This window comes from Sphaerisporangium corydalis (assembly GCF_025506355.1).
GTDB classification, from domain to species: Bacteria; Actinomycetota; Actinomycetes; order Streptosporangiales; family Streptosporangiaceae; genus Sphaerisporangium; species Sphaerisporangium corydalis.
Genome location: NZ_JANZYP010000007.1, coordinates 184666 through 199115, shown reverse-complemented (window position 1 = coordinate 199115; position 14450 = coordinate 184666). Strand labels below are relative to the sequence as shown.

The following is a 14450-nucleotide window of genomic DNA, read 5'->3' as shown; positions in this document are numbered from 1 at the left end:
GGGGTGGGTTGCGGGGGTCGGGGGTGATGGGGGTGGAGAAGGTACCGGCTGTGGGTGGGTCAGTGGTGGGGGGGCTGGTGCGGGGTTGGTTTTTGGTGGGGGTCAGGGGTCGACGGTGGTGGAGAAGACTTCTTCGCGGGCCGGGTGGAGGGCGGCCATTATGGCGCCTCGGAGTACCGGGTTTCCCTGGACCTGGGTGACGGTCACTCTGGGGCGGCTCGGGCAGATGCGGGCGACGGCCTCCTCGACCTTGGCGGCGAGCACGAGCCCGCCGGCCCGGCCCACGTCCCCGCTCAACACGACGAGTCCTGGGTCGATCACCACCGTCACCGCGGCCACCCCGATGGCCAAGCGGCGGGCGACCTCGTCGAGGAAATCGTCCCGCCCCTCGGCCACCGCCATCCGCACGAGATCCGCGGGGGAAAGAGGAGCGTTCGGCGGAGCGGGCAGGAGGGGGGCCGCAGGGGAAAGCGGGTCCGGGGAGGCGGAGGTGAGGGAGGTTGGGGGAGGGGGGAGGAGGGCGTGGGTGGTGGCCAGGGTTGTCAGGGCGGCGGTGCCTACCAGGCGTTGGAAGGAGCCGGACTGGGGTTCGGTGACGTCGACGGGTAGTGGTTCGCCGGGCACAGGTAGCCACCCGATCTCGCCCGCGGCGCCCGTGAACCCCCGGTGCAGCCGCGACCCGAGCATGACGCCGAGCCCCTGCCCCACCCCCGCCCACACCAGGACGAAGTCGTCGACTCCCTGCGCGGCCCCGTAGGCGTGCTCGGCCAGCGCCGCCAGGTTCACGTCGTTCTCTATCGTCACCGAGGACCCGAGGGTGGCCCTGAGGTCGGCGAGGACTCCGGCGTGCCATGACGGCAGGTCGAAGGAGAACCGGACGTCTCCGGTGCCGGGGTCGACCACTCCCCTGGTCCCGATGACCAGAGCGCGCAGCCGCGACATGCTCACGTCGGCGGCGTCACAGGCCCGCCGTACCGCGTTGTGCACGGTTTTCACGGGTTCGCCCGTTTCGCAGGGGTCGACGGTCACCTGGGCGATGAGGGTCCCGGTGATGTCGGCCACGCCCGCGGTGACGCTGTCGGGCAGGACCTCGAGCCCGGCGACGTAGGCGCTGGACGGCACCACGGCGTACAGCGCGGCGTTGGGCCCCCGGCCGCCCGGCCGCTCCCCCGAGACCTCCACCAGGCCGCGTTCCTCCAGCCGGGCCAGGAGCTGGCCGGAGGTGACCTTGGACAGGCCCGTGTGCTCCCCCAGTTCGGCTCGGGTCAGCGGCCCTTCGGAGAGCAGGAGTTCCAGGGCCGCGCGGTCGTTGAGCCGGCGCAGCAGCCGCGGAGTCCCGGGGTGGCGTCTGGGCATCGGATTGGGTCCCTCTCTCGTCACGATCCGCTAACGGGCGTTTCTTTTAAGAAAGTTTCTTGTTAGTTTAACGGCAGTCACCCCGCAGGCAAGAGATCAGCGCCTCGGGATGTCCAGCGCAGAGCACGAGGATGGCGCCTTCGCCAGGTGCACGGCCCTTGACATGCACCTTCCGACGAGCGCGAGCCGACGTGAAGCCGGGAAGGGAGAACCCGAACGTGAAGATCGGAAAGATCGCTGCCGCGACGGCCACGACCGCCGCTCTTGCCATTGGCGTTTCCGCGTGCGGAGGCGGCGAGCCGGCCAAGACCGAGGCGCCTCAGGCGTCCGCCGCCGCATCGGGACCGAAGTTCGCAGGTCAGACGCTGACCGTATGGCGGCTTGGCGCACCGAACGACGTGCAGACCAAATATATGGACGACCTGGACGCCAAGTTCAAGGAGCAGACCGGAGCCGACGTCAAGCTCCAGTGGATCCCCTGGCCGGACGCCCAGAAGAAGTGGACCGCCGCGCTGGCCGGCGGCGAGGGCCCGGACGTGACCGAGTTCGGCAACGACCAGGTCGCCGCCTGGGTCGCGCAGGACGCCCTCACCGACATCACCGAGGTGGTCAAGGCCAGCCCCGACTTCCAGCAGATCCCGCAGAACCTGTGGGGTTACGAGACCATCGACAGCAAGGTCTACGCCGCGCCGTGGGGCGGCGGCACGCGCGCCGTCCTCTACCGCAAGGACTGGTTCGACCAGCTCGGCATCGAGGCGCCCAAGACCTGGGAAGAGCTCGTGGCCGCCGGCAAGAAGATCGTCGCCAAGAAGGGCAAGGACGTCGACGGCTTCGCCTTCAACGGCGGCTCCGACGCCAACATGTCCCTTTCGCCGTTCGTGTGGTCGGCGGGCGGTGACTTCGCCTCGTTCGAGGGCGGCAAGTGGACCGGCAAGCTGACCGACCCGGCCTTCAAGGAGGGCTTCCAGTTCTACACCGACCTGGTGGCCAAGGACGGCGTGTCGGGCAAGGCGCGGCTGAGCCAGAACTCGGTCGACATCAGCCAGCGCTTCGCCGCCGGCAAGGTCGGCATGTACGTGACCGGCGGCTGGGACATCGCCACGATCAAGGAGCAGAGCAAGGGCAAGGTCGGCGAGGACAAGATGGCCTTCTTCTCCCTGCCCAACAAGGAGGGCAGCGGCCCGGCGCCGGCGTTCCAGGGTGGCAACGACATCGCCATCTGGAAGGACAGCAAGAACCCCGAGCTGTCCGCCGAGTACCTCAAGCTGGCCGCCGGCAAGGAGTTCGGCACCCGCTACGCCAAGGAGGGCGGCCTGCTCCCGCTGTACCCCGAGGCGCTGGCCGCGTTCGCGAGTGACCCGGTCCAGGCGCCGTTCGCCGAGACCTTCAAGGTCGCGAAGGGCTTCCCCGCCAGCCCGAACTGGGCCGAGGCCAACGACACCAAGGCCGTGCTGCAGAACGCGGCCCGCTCGGTCATCGAGGGCAAGAAGGACGTCGACACGGCCCTCGCCGACGCCAACAAGGAGCTCGAGACCATCCTGAACCAGCAGTGACGATGGCGCAGACCTCGACGGTCGCCCGGGGCGGAGGCCAGTCCTCCGCCCCGGCGCGGCGCCGGTCCCATCGTCCGCCGCGAAGGTCCGGGATGCCCGCGTGGCTCATCCCGTACACGATGCTCCTGCCGGGGCTTCTGGTGATCGCGGTCCTGCTGCTCTACCCGCTGTACCAGATGGTCGACATGTCCTTCCACAAGGTGGGACTGCGGCAGATCCGGCCGAATCCCCAGCCGGCCGAGTTCCTCGGACTGGACAACTACACCCAGGCCCTGCAGAGCGACCTGTTCTGGATCTCGCTCCGCAACACGGTGACGTTCGCCGTGATCACCGTGGCGCTGACCCTCGTCACGGGCACGCTGGTGGGCCTGCTGATGCACAAGCTCGGCAAGAAGATGTCGACCTTCGTCATCGTCGGCATCATGGCCGCGTGGGCCACCCCGCCCACCGCCACGGCCATCATCTGGAAGTGGATGTTCGACCCCGACGCGGGCGTGGTGAACTGGCTGCTGAACCTGCTTCCGGACGGGCTCTCCACGCTGGTGTTCGGGCGGGCGGACTGGTCGGGGCAGCCCTGGCTCAACGACTCCTCGACGATCTACCTGGTCCTGATCGTGGCGGTGGTCTGGGCGTCGTTCCCGTTCATCGCGGTGTCGGTGCTGGCGGGGCTCAAGAGCATCCCGTCGGAGCTGTACGAGGCGGCCACGGTCGACGGGTCGTCCCCGGTGATGACCTTCAGAAAGATCACCTTCCCGCTGCTGAAGCCGGTGTTCTCCGTCCTGCTGGTGCTGTCCATCATCTGGGACTTCAAGGTCTTCACCCAGCTCTACGTGCTCGCGGGCGGCACCACCAACCGCGACGCCTTCAACCTGTCGCTCTGGGCGTACACCGAGGCGTTCAGCGCGCCGCCCAAGATGGGCTTCGGCGCCGCCATCGCGGTGATCCTCACTGTGATCATGCTGCTGATCACCGCCGTGTACGTACGGCAGATCGTGCGAACGGAGGACGTCCGATGAGGCCGCTGACCGCCACCCGGCTGAAGAAGTCCGGGCTGAACGCGGCCGGCGTGCTGGTCGTCCTGTTCTCGGTGTTCCCCGTCTACTGGATGGTCGCGACGGCGTTCAAGCCCAACGACGAGATCTTCACGACGCGGTTCATCCCCTTCCCGCTTGCGCCCACCATGGACCACGTGCAACGGGTCCTCACCAAGGGCGTGGCCGGGCACTCCGTGTGGCAGTACCTGCTGAACAGCGCGATCGTCGCGGTCGGCACCGTGCTGATCGGCTCGGTCTTCGCGCTGCTCGCGGCCACCGCCGTGTCGCGCTTCCGGTTCCGGTTCCGCACGAGCTTCCTGATCCTGCTGCTGATCGTGCAGATGGTGCCCGCCGAGGCGCTGCTGATCCCGCTCTTCCTGATGGTCAAGCGGCTCGGGCTGTACGACCAGCTCCTCGGCCTGATCGTCGTCAACGTGGGGTTCACCCTGCCGTTCGCGATCTGGATGCTGCGGACCTTCGTGGCCGCCGTCCCCAAGGAGCTGGAAGAGGCCGCCGCCATCGACGGCGCCAGCCGGTTCGTCACCTTCTGGAAGGTCCTGTTCCCTCTGGTGGCGCCGGGGCTGGTGGCGACCAGCATCTTCTCGTTCATCACCGCATGGAACGAGTTCGTCTTCGCGCTGACACTGATCAACGACCAGGGCAAGTACACGATGCCCGTGGCGTTGCAGTTCTTCACCGGACAGCGGTCCACGGACTGGGGCGGCATCATGGCCGCCTCCACGCTGATGACCATCCCGGTCATCGCGTTCTTCCTGCTGGTGCAGCGACGCATGGTGTCGGGCCTGGTGGCGGGCGCCGTGAAAGGCTGAAAACCCCAGCCTTCCCAACTTTGAGCTAAGGAGTCGAGTACATCCATGTCTGAGATCTCCGTGGGCGAGTTCTCCGTGGGCGACCGCGACCGGGGGCTGTACCGTCTCGCGGCGGGCACCCTGCTCGCCGCCTTCCCCGGCACGACCGCTCCCGACTGGATCCTCCGCCACCTGGCGGACGGCCTGGGCGGAGTCACGCTCTTCGGCTTCAACGTCGCCGGAGCCGAGCAGCTCTCGGCCCTCACCGGGCGGCTACGGGACGCGGGCGACCCGGTCATCAGCCTGGACGAGGAGGGCGGGGACGTCACCCGGCTCGCCTACCACGTCGGCAGCCCGTACCCGGGCAACGCGGCGCTCGGCGCCGTGGACGACATCGAGCTGACCCGCAGGGTCTACCGCTCCATCGGCGACGACCTGGCCCGGTGTGGGGTCAACCTCGACATGGCGCCCGACGCGGACGTCAACACCGCCGACGACAACCCCGTGATCGGCACCCGGTCGTTCGGCTCCGACGCGGCCCTGGTGGCCCGGCACACCGTGGCGGCCGTCGCGGGGCTGCAGGAGACCGGGGTGGCCGCGTGCGTCAAGCACTTCCCGGGGCACGGCGCCACCCGGCAGGACTCCCACCTGGAGATCCCCGTCGTCGACGTGTCCCGCGAGGTGCTGTGGGAACGAGAGCTGCTGCCCTTCCGCGCCGCGATCGAGGCGGGCACCCGATCGATCATGACCGCGCACGTCCGGGTCCCGTTCCTGACGGGTACGGCCCCGGCCACGCTGTCGGCGCCGGCGCTGACCGAGCTGCTCAGGGGTGAGCTCGGGTACGACGGCGTGGTGATCTCCGACGCGCTCGACATGCACGCGATCGTCGAGAGCGTGGGGCTGGGCGGGGGCGCCGTGCTCTCGCTCGCGGCCGGTTCCGACCTGCTGTGCCTCGGGCCGCTGCCGACGCGGGAGCAGATCCAGGAGATCATGACCGAGATCGTGGCGGCGGTCCGGGACGGGCGGCTGCCGCTCGCGCGCCTTGAGGAGGCCGCCGAGCGCGTCGCCCGGCTGCGCGGCTGGTTCGGTACGCCGCACGGGGAGGCCAGGGACGGGAACGTGATCGGCCTCACCGCGGCCCGGCGGGCGGTCAGCCTGTCCGGTACGGCGACGCCGCTGGTGAACCCGCTCGTCGTCGAGGTCGACACCCCGCCGACGATCGCGGTCGGCGACGTGCCCTGGGGGTTCGCCCCGTGGCTGCCGGACGCGGAGATCGCCAGGATCAAGCCGGACACCGCCGACGCGGCGGGGCTGCTGGAGCGCGCGCGGGGCCGGTCGCTGGTCATCGTGGTCAAGGACGCCCACCGCCACCTCGCCAGCCAGGACATCGTGTCCGCCCTGCTGGCCGGGCGTCCCGACGCGACCGTCATCGAGATGGGCCTCCCCATCTGGCGCCCCTCCGCGGGCGCCTACATCGCGACCTACGGCGCCGCCCGCGCCAACGCCCAAGCCGCCGCCGAGCTCCTCACCGCCTAACCGGCCCCCCGCCGCACATAGCGCCGGGTACCGCCGCCCCACGACCCGCCGACGCGGCGCCGGGAAAAGCGGCAGTGTGGGCGGAGGGTGGCCATGGGCGGCCCCCGCCCCCGCCCCTGGCAGCAGGCGGCGGAGGGGTGCCATTCGCTTGAGGGCAGGGGCTTGGCGGGAATCTCCGGCGATCGGCCGGTCACCCGCCGCAGGTGGCGGGGGACCGCAGGGGTGCCGGGGGTTGGTCAGGTGGTGAAGATTTCTTCGCGGGCTTGGTCCAGGGCGGCGAGGATGGCGCCGCGGAGGACGGGGCGGCCCTTGACCTCGCTGACCACCACTTCGGGGCGGATCGGGCAGATGCGGGCCACGGCCTCTTCGACGCGGTGGGTCAGGGCGGCGCCGCCCGCCCGGCCGACCTCGCCGTTGAGCACGACGAGGGTCGGGTCAAGGACCACGCACACCGAGGCGACGCCGAGCGCGAGACGGTGGGCCAGTTCGTCCAGGAACGCCGAGCCCGCCTCGCCGCTCTGGACGGCGGCGCGCACGGCGTCGGCCGCGGTCTCGCCGGCGAACCCGTACGGCTCGGCCAGCTCGGCCACGGCCTCGGCGCTGATGAGGGACTGCAGGCCGCCCGCCAGCGACGGCAGCCGTCCAGGGACGGCCTTGACGTCGGCGGCCAGCGGGACGCCGGGCACCGGCAGGTAGCCGATCTCGCCGGCGCTGCCCGAACGGCCGCGATGGAGCCGGCCGCCGAGCACGACGGCGAGGCCGACGCCGCGTTCCACCCACAGCAGGACGAAGTCATCGACGCCCCTGGCCGCGCCCTCGGAGCGTTCGGCGATGGCGGCGAGGTTGACGTCGTTCTCGATGGTGACGGGCCGCCGCAGGTCGTGGGCCAGGGACTGGTGGCTGCCCTCGTGCCATCCGGGCAGGTCGAAGGAGAACTTGACGTCGCCGCTGCGCGGGTCGACCACGCCGGGCGTGCCGATCACGATGCCCTTGAGGCGGGACAGGGCGACCTTGCCCGAGCGGCAGGCCTTCACGACGGCGTTGTGCACCAGCGCGACGGGGTCGTTGTGGCCATTGGTGGAAACCGTCACCTCTGCCACGATTTCCCCGTTGATATCCGCGATGGCGGTCGTGACGGAATCAGGCCCCACGTCCAGGCCCGCCACATAGGCCGAGGAGGGAATCACCCCGTAAAGCGCCGCATTGGGCCCCCGGTTCCCCGCCTGTTCTCCGACCACCTCGACCAGCCCGCGCTCTTCGAGCCGGGAGAGCGTCTGGGACGCGGTGACCTTGGACAGGCCGGTCATGTCACCGATCTGTCCCCTGGTCAGCGGGCCCGAGGCCAGCAACAGCTCCAGCGCGGCCCGGTCGTTGATCTCCCGTAGCAACCTGGGCACGCCAGGACGTCGCTCCATTGCATGCTTTCTTGTCGTCGGTCCCCGTTGGGTTTATCACAAACGCACTACGCGGTGTGACGCAACCATTCATCATTAAAGCTTCCTGCCAGTTTACCGGCTTCCCCGCCGGGTATCGTCGGGTTTCTTCCCCGCGGGTCTTGCCTTCCCCTCCGATTGACACGAGGATCGCTCATGTCTTTGCCGAGGAGATGCACATGGGCGAGCCCGCCGTACGACCCCCGGACAGCGCCGAGCGGCCCCCGCCCCGGCCGATGCCCGGTCCCCTGACCCGCCACCGGCTCGCCGTGCTCGCGCTCGCCGCCGGCGTCCTGCTGCTCACCGACGTGCTGCGGGTGTTCCTGCCGTCGCTCATCACGCTCTTCGGCCGCGCGGGCGACACCCCGCCCGAGCGGATGGGGCTGTACGCGGCCCTGTGGTTCGTCCTGCCGTTCGCGGCCGTCCCCCTGACCCGCCCGCGCGGCCCCCGGCCCGTCGTGCTCGTGAGCGCGGTCCTGCTGGTGGCGGACCGTCTGGCGCTCCAGGCCACCGACGGCGGCGCCCTCCAGCTCTATGTCGCGAGCGCGGGCGTCTCTGTAAGCCTGGTCTTCCTGTACGGCTGCGCGCTGACGACGCCGCGCAGGGCGGTGCCCGCCGGGATGGCCGCCGGGCTCGCGGCCTCGGCGATCGTCCACCTGCTGCTCGACCAGGTCGACCTGGTCTGGCGGGACGGCCCGCTCCCCTGGCTCGCCGCCGCGGCCGTCTGCGCCGCCTTCCTGTGGGCCGTACGGCGCACGAGCCCCCCAGGCGAGCCCGTGCCCGGTGACGTCGCCCCGGCGGGCCTGTGGTTCGTCTTCGGCCCCACCCTGGTCCTGCACGGCATGTACCTGGAGACGGTCGGCCTGGCGGAGGTCTCCCGGGCGGGCGAGCGCGGCTCCTCGGAGACCGTCGTGCGGGTGGTGCTGGCGGTCGTCAGCCAGCTCGTCCTGGTGTCGTTCGCCACCACGCCGGTCGGCAACAAGTGGGTCCCCATCGCCGGCTTCCCGGTGTCGGCGATCCTGATGATCGCGACGTCCTCGTGGACGCCCTCGCCGCTGGTGGCCCTCACGCTGGGAGGCTGCCTGGCCGTGGCCGGACGGCGGCCCGCCTCCTCCCCGGTGCGGAGCGGCCTCGCGCTGCTCGGCGGGGCGCTGGTCTTCCTGGTCGCCGTGTTCGTCTACTACGCCGCCTACGACATCGACCTCGGGTTCCCCAACGCCGTCGTCCCGGTCCTGATGGCCGCGCTGGTCACCGTGGTCGCGGTCCGGGCGGCGGCCGGGGCCGGGCCGATGCTCCTCACCTCCCCGTTCCGCCCCGGCAGGCCCCTGGCGTTCGCGGCGGTGGTGCTGGTGGCCGCCGGCGCCGCGGCCTGGCGTCCCCTCCCGGACGTGCGGGCCACCTCCGGGAACGAGTTCACGCTCGTCGCGTACAACATCCGGATGGGGTTCGGCCTGAAGGGCACCCTGGACCTGGACCGGATCGCCGCGTGGGCCAGAAGCGAGCGTCCCGATGTGGTGCTGCTGAGCGAGGTCGACCGGGGCTGGCTGCTGAACGGCGGCCACGACGGGCTGGCGCGCATCGCCAAGGGGCTCGGCATGCGCTACCGCTTCGCCCCCGCCGCCGACCCCCTGTGGGGCGACGCGATCCTCACCAACCTCCCGATCAGGCAGATCGCCTCGCACCCGCTGGGCGGGCATGACTATCCGACCGGCGCCCAGGCCCAGGCGGTCGTGCTCGAGGTGGGCGGCACCGAGGTGGGGATCGTCGGCACCCACCTGCAGGCGCCTCCCGGCCAGGCGCCCGAGGTCGCCGCCATAGCCAGGGACCTGGCCGCGGGCGCCGGCGCCGAGCGCGCGGGCACCGGCGTCCCGGGCGCCCGCGCGCCGGTGGCCGGGGCCCCGACGACCGGGACGCCGGCCTTGGGCGCGCCCCGGCCGGTGCTGCTCGCGGGGGATCTCAACACCCGGCCCGGCGACCCGGAAATGCGCGTCCTCGCTGCGGCGGGCCTGTCCGACCCCCTGACGGCGTGGGGAAATCCGCCGACCTCCCCGGCGGACGCGCCGGTCGAGCGGATCGATCACGTGCTGGTGAGCCGGGGTCTGACGGTCGTCGGCGCGCACGTGCCCAGGGTCGGTTTCTCAGATCATCTGCCTGTTGTGGTGAGGTTGCGCGTAACCAAGGTTTAGCAGGCGGGATAATCGAGAACATGCGTCTTTCCGCCCGTGTCGACTACGCCCTCCGAGCCGCCGCCGAGCTCGCCGCCTCGGGCAGCGGCCCCACCACGGTGGGCGAGCTCGCCAAGGAACAGGAAATGCCCCCCAAGTACCTGGAGAACATCCTGCTCCAGATGCGCCGGGCGGGCCTGGTCCGCGGCCAGCGGGGCCCCGAGGGCGGCTACGTCCTCGCCCGGCCGGCGACCGAGATCTCCCTCGCGGACGTGATCCGCGCCGTGGACGGCCCGCTGGCCAACGTCCGGGGCGAACGCCCCGAGCACGTCGGCTACCGGGGGGCCGCCCGCGCCCTCCAGCAGGTGTGGATCGCCCTGCGCGCCAGCGAGCGCGCGATCCTGGAAGAGGTGACGCTGGACCAGATCGCCGCCGACGCCCTGCCCGACAGGGTGATGGAGCTCGTCGCCGACCCGGCGGCCTGGGACTGACCGCGTGCCCGAGGGCGACGCGGTCTACCGCGCGGCCGCGAGGCTGAGGGGCGCCCTCGACGGGCAGGTGCTCACCCGGTCGGACTTCCGGGTCCCCAAGTACGCCACCCTGGACCTGACCGGCCGCGCGGTCCTCACCACCGTGTCGCGCGGGAAACACCTGCTGACCAGGGTCGACGGCGGGGTGACGATCCACACGCACCTGCGCATGGACGGGAGCTGGCGGGTCGGCGCCGCGGGCGCGCCCCCCAGGCGGGGCGACATCGTGCGCCTGCTCCTGGCCAACGAACGGTGGCAGGCGGCCGGGATCAGGCTCGGCATGCTCGACGTGGTGGAGACCGGCCGGGAGGACACGCTCGTGGGCCATCTGGGGCCCGACCTGCTCGCCCCGGACTGGGACGCCGGGCAGGAGGCGCTGGCGGCGGCGAACATCGCGCGGGACCCGGACGTGACGATCGCGGAGGCGCTGCTCGATCAGCGCAACGTCGCGGGAATGGGCACGATATGGCGGGCCGAGACGCTGTTCCTGGCGGGGGTGTCGCCGTTCAGGCGCGCCGGCGAGGTGGAGGATCTTCCGAAGATGATGTCACTGGCCCACCGTCTGCTGGACGCCGGCAAGCAGAGGCCCGGCGGTCCGGTCACCACGGGGGACCAGCGCCCGGGAAGACGGCTCTGGGCGTACGGCCGGGCCGGACGGCCCTGTCTGCGCTGCGGCAACGAGATGATCGGCGCTGAGCTCGGGGCGCGGCCATACGAAAGGGTGGTCTTCTACTGCCCCGCCTGCCAGCCCCGCTAGCGGGGCCGTCACCGGACAGCGTGCGATACACAGACCGGCACGAGAGGACTCGTGGCGGTCCGCCAGCTCAGGACGAAAAACCCGGCAACCGCGACCTATGCGGCGACCATGTCCTTGACTTCGGGGAATCCATCGAACTCGGGGCCCGAGATCGTGCTCGACACGGTCTCGGCAATGGGCAGTCGCTCGTGCTCGGGCGCATCGGCCAGCACGGGCGCGTGTTGCAGCTCAGCCAGCGCGAACTGGTCGGAGACCTCACGGAGCACCTGCGAGAGCGGCACGCCCAAGGCACCGCAGATCGAGGCGAGCAGCTCCGAAGAGGCTTCCTTCTGGCCACGCTCAACCTCTGACAGATAGCCAAGGGAGACACGTGCCAAGGTGGACACCTCACGCAGGGTGCGAGCCTGCCGCACCCGCAGCCGCCGCAGCACGTCACCGAGCAGCTGACGCAGCAGGACCATCTGTCGCTCCCTCCCGGGCGCAGGCGCCTTCACAACGCTCCGCGCGGTCGGTTCGTATCGCCCGTTTTTCGAATGCCCTTCGTACATGCTCCTCGCCGTCATCATTGGTTCGCTCGGCCCCTTTGCCGGGCGCACGCCGGACCTGCTCCTCACCGATGGGTCACGAACCTCGCTCACAGCTCCACCGTACCTGCATCGACCAATGGGGCGGCAGACCGTGGGGAGCATGTTCGCTGGTGACGTAACGCGGTAATCATCCTGTATGTTCCCCCATTTGCGCCTCCAGCACACCTCTCAGGAGATCCAAACCCTCCCGGACGGTACTTTTGCGAATCTCTTCCCGCGAGCCCGGCAGAAGCACGTCACGGCGCCGCAGGAGGCCGTCAGGACCGCTGACGGCGATATGGACCGTGCCGACCGCCTTGCCGTCCTGCTCGTCCGGACCGGCCACACCCGTCACTGCCAGGCCGAACGTGGCGCCGGCCAGCAAGCGGACGCCGGAGGCCATGGCGGCGGCCACATCCGGGTGGACCGCGCCCTCCCGGGCGAGCAGCTCCGCGGGGACGCCGAGAAGGCTGGATTTCAGGTCGGTGGCGTACACGATGACCCCACCCCTGAATCCTGCGGAGGCACCACTAGGGGTCGTGAGCGTGGCGCCGATCAGCCCGCCCGTGAGCGACTCGGCCACCGCGACCGTCGCCCCCTCGCGAACCAGGAGGGACAGCACGCCGGCGGCGAGCGCCGCGCTCATCCGCCGCGCGCCTTCTGGGCGACCTTGCGCAGCCGGACGGCGCGGGTGACGTAGTCGAGGCCGGTGAGGACGGTGACGGCCAGGGCCAGCCCCATGGCGACCCACCTGAGCACGTCGGGCATGCCGGGCATGATGTACAGGGCGATCGCCACGATCTGCAGGACGGTCTTGACCTTGCCGCCGTAGCTGGCGGGGATGATGCCGTGGCGGATGACCGCGAACCGCAGGGCGGTGACGCCGACCTCCCTGACCAGGATGGCGACCGTGATCCACCACGGCAGCTCGTCGAGCACCGACAGGGTGACCAGGGCGGCGCCGATCAGGACCTTGTCCGCGAGCGGGTCGGCGATCTTGCCGAAGTCGGTGATCAGGCCGTACCGCCGGGCCAGCCAGCCGTCGAGCTGGTCGGTCAGCGAGGCGAGCAGGAAGACCAGGAGCGCCGTGTACCGCCAGCCGGTGCCCTCGACGAACAGGCACGCGACGAAGAACGGGACGACCACCAGCCGGAGGACGGTCAGCACGTTGGCGATGTTCCACGGGCTGACGCGACGCGCGACCGAATCCACCAGCGATTCGGTGCCGGTCTCCGGCGGGTTGGTCATGGCCCGGCCTTGATGCGGGCGATCAGGTCGACCCCCTCGGCGTCGACGACCGTGGCCCGCACGATCTGCCCGGGGACCAGCCCGATGCCCTGGACGGTGACCGAGCCGTCGACCTCGGGGCCCTGGTGGGCGGCGCGGCCCTCGTAGCCGCCGTCGCCGAGGTCCTCCTCGACGAGCACCTCGATCTCGGTGCCGATGCGTTCCTCGGCGCGCTGGGTGGTCAGCTCCTCGGCCAGCTCGGTCAGCGCGGCCACCCGCTCGTCGATGGTGTCCTGGTCGAGCTTGCCGCCGAACCCGGCGGCCTCGGTGCCGTCCTCGTCGGAGTAGCCGAACACGCCGACGACGTCCAGGCGCGCCTCGTCGAGGAACCCCACCAGCTCGGCGAACTCGGCCTCGGTCTCCCCCGGGAAACCGACGATGAAGTTGGAGCGCACACCGGCCTCCGGGGCGCGGTCGCGGACCGCCGCCAGCAGGTCGAGGAAGCGCCTGGGGTCGCCGAACCGGCGCATCCGGCGCAGCACCGGCCCGCTGGCGTGCTGGAAGGACAGGTCGAAGTAGGGCGCGACGCCTTCGGTGCCGGCGATGACGTCGATCAGCCCGGGGCGCAGCTCGGCCGGCTGGAGGTAGCTGACGCGGACCCGCTCGATGCCGTCGGTGGCGGCGAGCTCGGGCAGGACCTTCTCCAGGGCGCGCAGGTCGCCCAGGTCCTTGCCGTAGGAGGTGGAGTTCTCGCTGACCAGGACGAGCTCCTTGACGCCCTGGCCGGCCAGCCAGGCCGCCTCGGCGAGCAGCTCCTCGGGGCGGCGCGAGACGTACGCGCCGCGGAAGGCGGGGATGGCGCAGAACGTGCACCGGCGGTCGCAGCCGGAGGCCAGTTTCAGCGAGGCCACCGGCCCGCCGGACAGGCGCTTGCGCAGCGTGCGCGGCCCGCTCGCCGGGGCCAGGCCGTCCGGCAGCTCGCCGTGGCCCGGGATGTGGGCGTGGCCCGCGCCGGTGGAACGCTCGACCGGGCTGATGGGCAGCAGGGTGCGCCGGTCGCGCGGGCTGTGCGGCTTGAGGGCGCGGCCGTCGAGTACGTCGTCGAGGCGCGCGCCGATGTCGGTGTAGTCGTCGAAGGAGATGACGGCGGAGGCCTCGGGGAGCGCCTCGGCGAGCTCCTTGCCGTAGCGCTCGGCCATGCAGCCGGCGGCGACGACCTTGGCCCCGGAATCGGACGCGGCGAGCAGCGTGTCGATCGAGTCCTTCTTCGCCGAGTCGATGAAGCCACAGGTGTTGACGACGACGACGTCAGGGTTGTCGTCGTCGAGCCGCCACCCTGCGGCCTCCATGCGCGCGGCGAGCTCCTCGGAGTCGACTTCGTTGCGCGCGCAGCCCAGCGTGATCAGCGATGCGGTTCGGCGGGAAGACATGATGGCTCTACGGTATCGGGAGTTGGCCACCGCCCGGCGCACTCCCCCCTACTT

The 14450-nt window shown here is 71.1% G+C and carries 13 protein-coding genes; 7 read left to right on the top strand and 6 right to left on the bottom strand.

The genetic code is table 11. From position 1 onward, the window contains the following. Window positions 1–102 precede the first annotated feature (102 nt). Entirely contained in the window at window positions 103–1356 is a 1254-nt protein-coding gene (locus tag NYZ98_RS08005; RefSeq protein WP_262841909.1) for an ROK family transcriptional regulator, read from the bottom strand. 413 nt (window positions 1357–1769) lie between these two features. On the opposite strand from NYZ98_RS08005, the gene NYZ98_RS08000 reads away from it, so the two are divergent. The 4 genes from NYZ98_RS08000 to NYZ98_RS07985 all read left to right on the top strand — a co-directional run bounded on the left by NYZ98_RS08000 (window position 1770) and on the right by NYZ98_RS07985 (window position 6288). After that, window positions 1770–2909, top strand: a complete 1140-nt coding sequence (locus NYZ98_RS08000) for an extracellular solute-binding protein (protein WP_262841908.1) — start codon at window positions 1770–1772, stop codon at window positions 2907–2909. A gap of 92 nt (window positions 2910–3001) precedes the next feature. After that, a complete protein-coding gene (locus NYZ98_RS07995) occupies window positions 3002–3925 on the top strand; it encodes a carbohydrate ABC transporter permease (protein ID WP_262841907.1) in 924 nt (307 codons plus the stop codon). Continuing rightward, on the top strand, window positions 3922–4773 hold the full coding sequence (locus NYZ98_RS07990) for a carbohydrate ABC transporter permease (RefSeq protein ID WP_262841906.1): 852 nt from the start codon (window positions 3922–3924) through the stop codon (window positions 4771–4773). The genes NYZ98_RS07995 and NYZ98_RS07990 overlap by 4 nt, the downstream gene beginning before the upstream one ends. A gap of 45 nt (window positions 4774–4818) precedes the next feature. Further along, window positions 4819–6288, top strand: a complete 1470-nt coding sequence (locus NYZ98_RS07985) for a glycoside hydrolase family 3 protein (protein ID WP_262841905.1) — start codon at window positions 4819–4821, stop codon at window positions 6286–6288. 236 nt (window positions 6289–6524) lie between these two features. Here NYZ98_RS07985 and NYZ98_RS07980 read toward each other — a convergent pair whose 3' ends face one another. Then, window positions 6525–7703 (bottom strand): ROK family transcriptional regulator, encoded by a 1179-nt coding sequence (locus NYZ98_RS07980; RefSeq protein ID WP_262841904.1) that lies wholly within the window; start codon window positions 7701–7703, stop codon window positions 6525–6527. Window positions 7704–7900: 197 nt separating this feature from the next. On the opposite strand from NYZ98_RS07980, the gene NYZ98_RS07975 reads away from it, so the two are divergent. The 3 genes from NYZ98_RS07975 to NYZ98_RS07965 are packed head-to-tail and all read left to right on the top strand — an operon-like array spanning window position 7901 to window position 11173. After that, entirely contained in the window at window positions 7901–9907 is a 2007-nt protein-coding gene (locus tag NYZ98_RS07975) for an endonuclease/exonuclease/phosphatase family protein (protein WP_262841903.1), read from the top strand. A 20-nt stretch (window positions 9908–9927) separates the two neighbouring features. After that, the gene (locus NYZ98_RS07970) at window positions 9928–10377 is read left to right on the top strand and encodes an RrF2 family transcriptional regulator (protein ID WP_262841902.1); all 450 of its coding nucleotides are present in this window, start codon (window positions 9928–9930) and stop codon (window positions 10375–10377) included. A 4-nt stretch (window positions 10378–10381) separates the two neighbouring features. Continuing rightward, complete coding sequence (locus NYZ98_RS07965; protein ID WP_262841901.1) at window positions 10382–11173, top strand: DNA-formamidopyrimidine glycosylase family protein; 792 nt, start codon at window positions 10382–10384, stop codon at window positions 11171–11173. A 95-nt stretch (window positions 11174–11268) separates the two neighbouring features. Here NYZ98_RS07965 and NYZ98_RS07960 read toward each other — a convergent pair whose 3' ends face one another. The 4 genes from NYZ98_RS07960 to rimO all read right to left on the bottom strand — a co-directional run bounded on the left by NYZ98_RS07960 (window position 11269) and on the right by rimO (window position 14396). Then, the gene (locus NYZ98_RS07960; RefSeq protein WP_262841900.1) at window positions 11269–11634 is read right to left on the bottom strand and encodes a helix-turn-helix domain-containing protein; all 366 of its coding nucleotides are present in this window, start codon (window positions 11632–11634) and stop codon (window positions 11269–11271) included. 253 nt (window positions 11635–11887) lie between these two features. Beyond that, window positions 11888–12385 (bottom strand): CinA family protein, encoded by a 498-nt coding sequence (locus NYZ98_RS07955; protein WP_262841899.1) that lies wholly within the window; start codon window positions 12383–12385, stop codon window positions 11888–11890. Next, the gene (gene pgsA, locus NYZ98_RS07950) at window positions 12382–12987 is read right to left on the bottom strand and encodes a CDP-diacylglycerol--glycerol-3-phosphate 3-phosphatidyltransferase (RefSeq protein ID WP_262841898.1); all 606 of its coding nucleotides are present in this window, start codon (window positions 12985–12987) and stop codon (window positions 12382–12384) included. Before pgsA ends, NYZ98_RS07955 begins: the two co-directional genes overlap by 4 nt. Then, window positions 12984–14396: a 30S ribosomal protein S12 methylthiotransferase RimO gene (rimO, locus tag NYZ98_RS07945; protein WP_262841897.1), complete on the bottom strand. Its 1413-nt coding sequence runs from the start codon at window positions 14394–14396 to the stop codon at window positions 12984–12986. The genes pgsA and rimO overlap by 4 nt, the downstream gene beginning before the upstream one ends. Window positions 14397–14450: the final 54 nt, after the last annotated feature.

Bases quoted from the DNA above. Each gene is read 5' to 3' on its own strand.
- pgsA (WP_262841898.1), bottom strand. From the start codon at position 12,987: ATGACCAACCCGCCGGAGACCGGCACCGAATCGCTGGTGGATTCGGTC.
- NYZ98_RS07960 (WP_262841900.1), bottom strand. From the start codon at position 11,634: ATGGTCCTGCTGCGTCAGCTGCTCGGTGACGTGCTGCGGCGGCTGCGG.
- NYZ98_RS07985 (WP_262841905.1), top strand. From the start codon at position 4,819: ATGTCTGAGATCTCCGTGGGCGAGTTCTCCGTGGGCGACCGCGACCGG.
- NYZ98_RS08000 (WP_262841908.1), top strand. From the start codon at position 1,770: ATGGACGACCTGGACGCCAAGTTCAAGGAGCAGACCGGAGCCGACGTC.
- NYZ98_RS07970 (WP_262841902.1), top strand. From the start codon at position 9,928: ATGCGTCTTTCCGCCCGTGTCGACTACGCCCTCCGAGCCGCCGCCGAG.
- rimO (WP_262841897.1), bottom strand. From the start codon at position 14,396: ATGTCTTCCCGCCGAACCGCATCGCTGATCACGCTGGGCTGCGCGCGC.
- NYZ98_RS07995 (WP_262841907.1), top strand. From the start codon at position 3,002: ATGCCCGCGTGGCTCATCCCGTACACGATGCTCCTGCCGGGGCTTCTG.
- NYZ98_RS07990 (WP_262841906.1), top strand. From the start codon at position 3,922: ATGAGGCCGCTGACCGCCACCCGGCTGAAGAAGTCCGGGCTGAACGCG.
- NYZ98_RS07975 (WP_262841903.1), top strand. From the start codon at position 7,901: ATGGGCGAGCCCGCCGTACGACCCCCGGACAGCGCCGAGCGGCCCCCG.
- NYZ98_RS08005 (WP_262841909.1), bottom strand. From the start codon at position 1,356: ATGCCCAGACGCCACCCCGGGACTCCGCGGCTGCTGCGCCGGCTCAAC.
- NYZ98_RS07980 (WP_262841904.1), bottom strand. From the start codon at position 7,703: ATGGAGCGACGTCCTGGCGTGCCCAGGTTGCTACGGGAGATCAACGAC.
- NYZ98_RS07955 (WP_262841899.1), bottom strand. From the start codon at position 12,385: ATGAGCGCGGCGCTCGCCGCCGGCGTGCTGTCCCTCCTGGTTCGCGAG.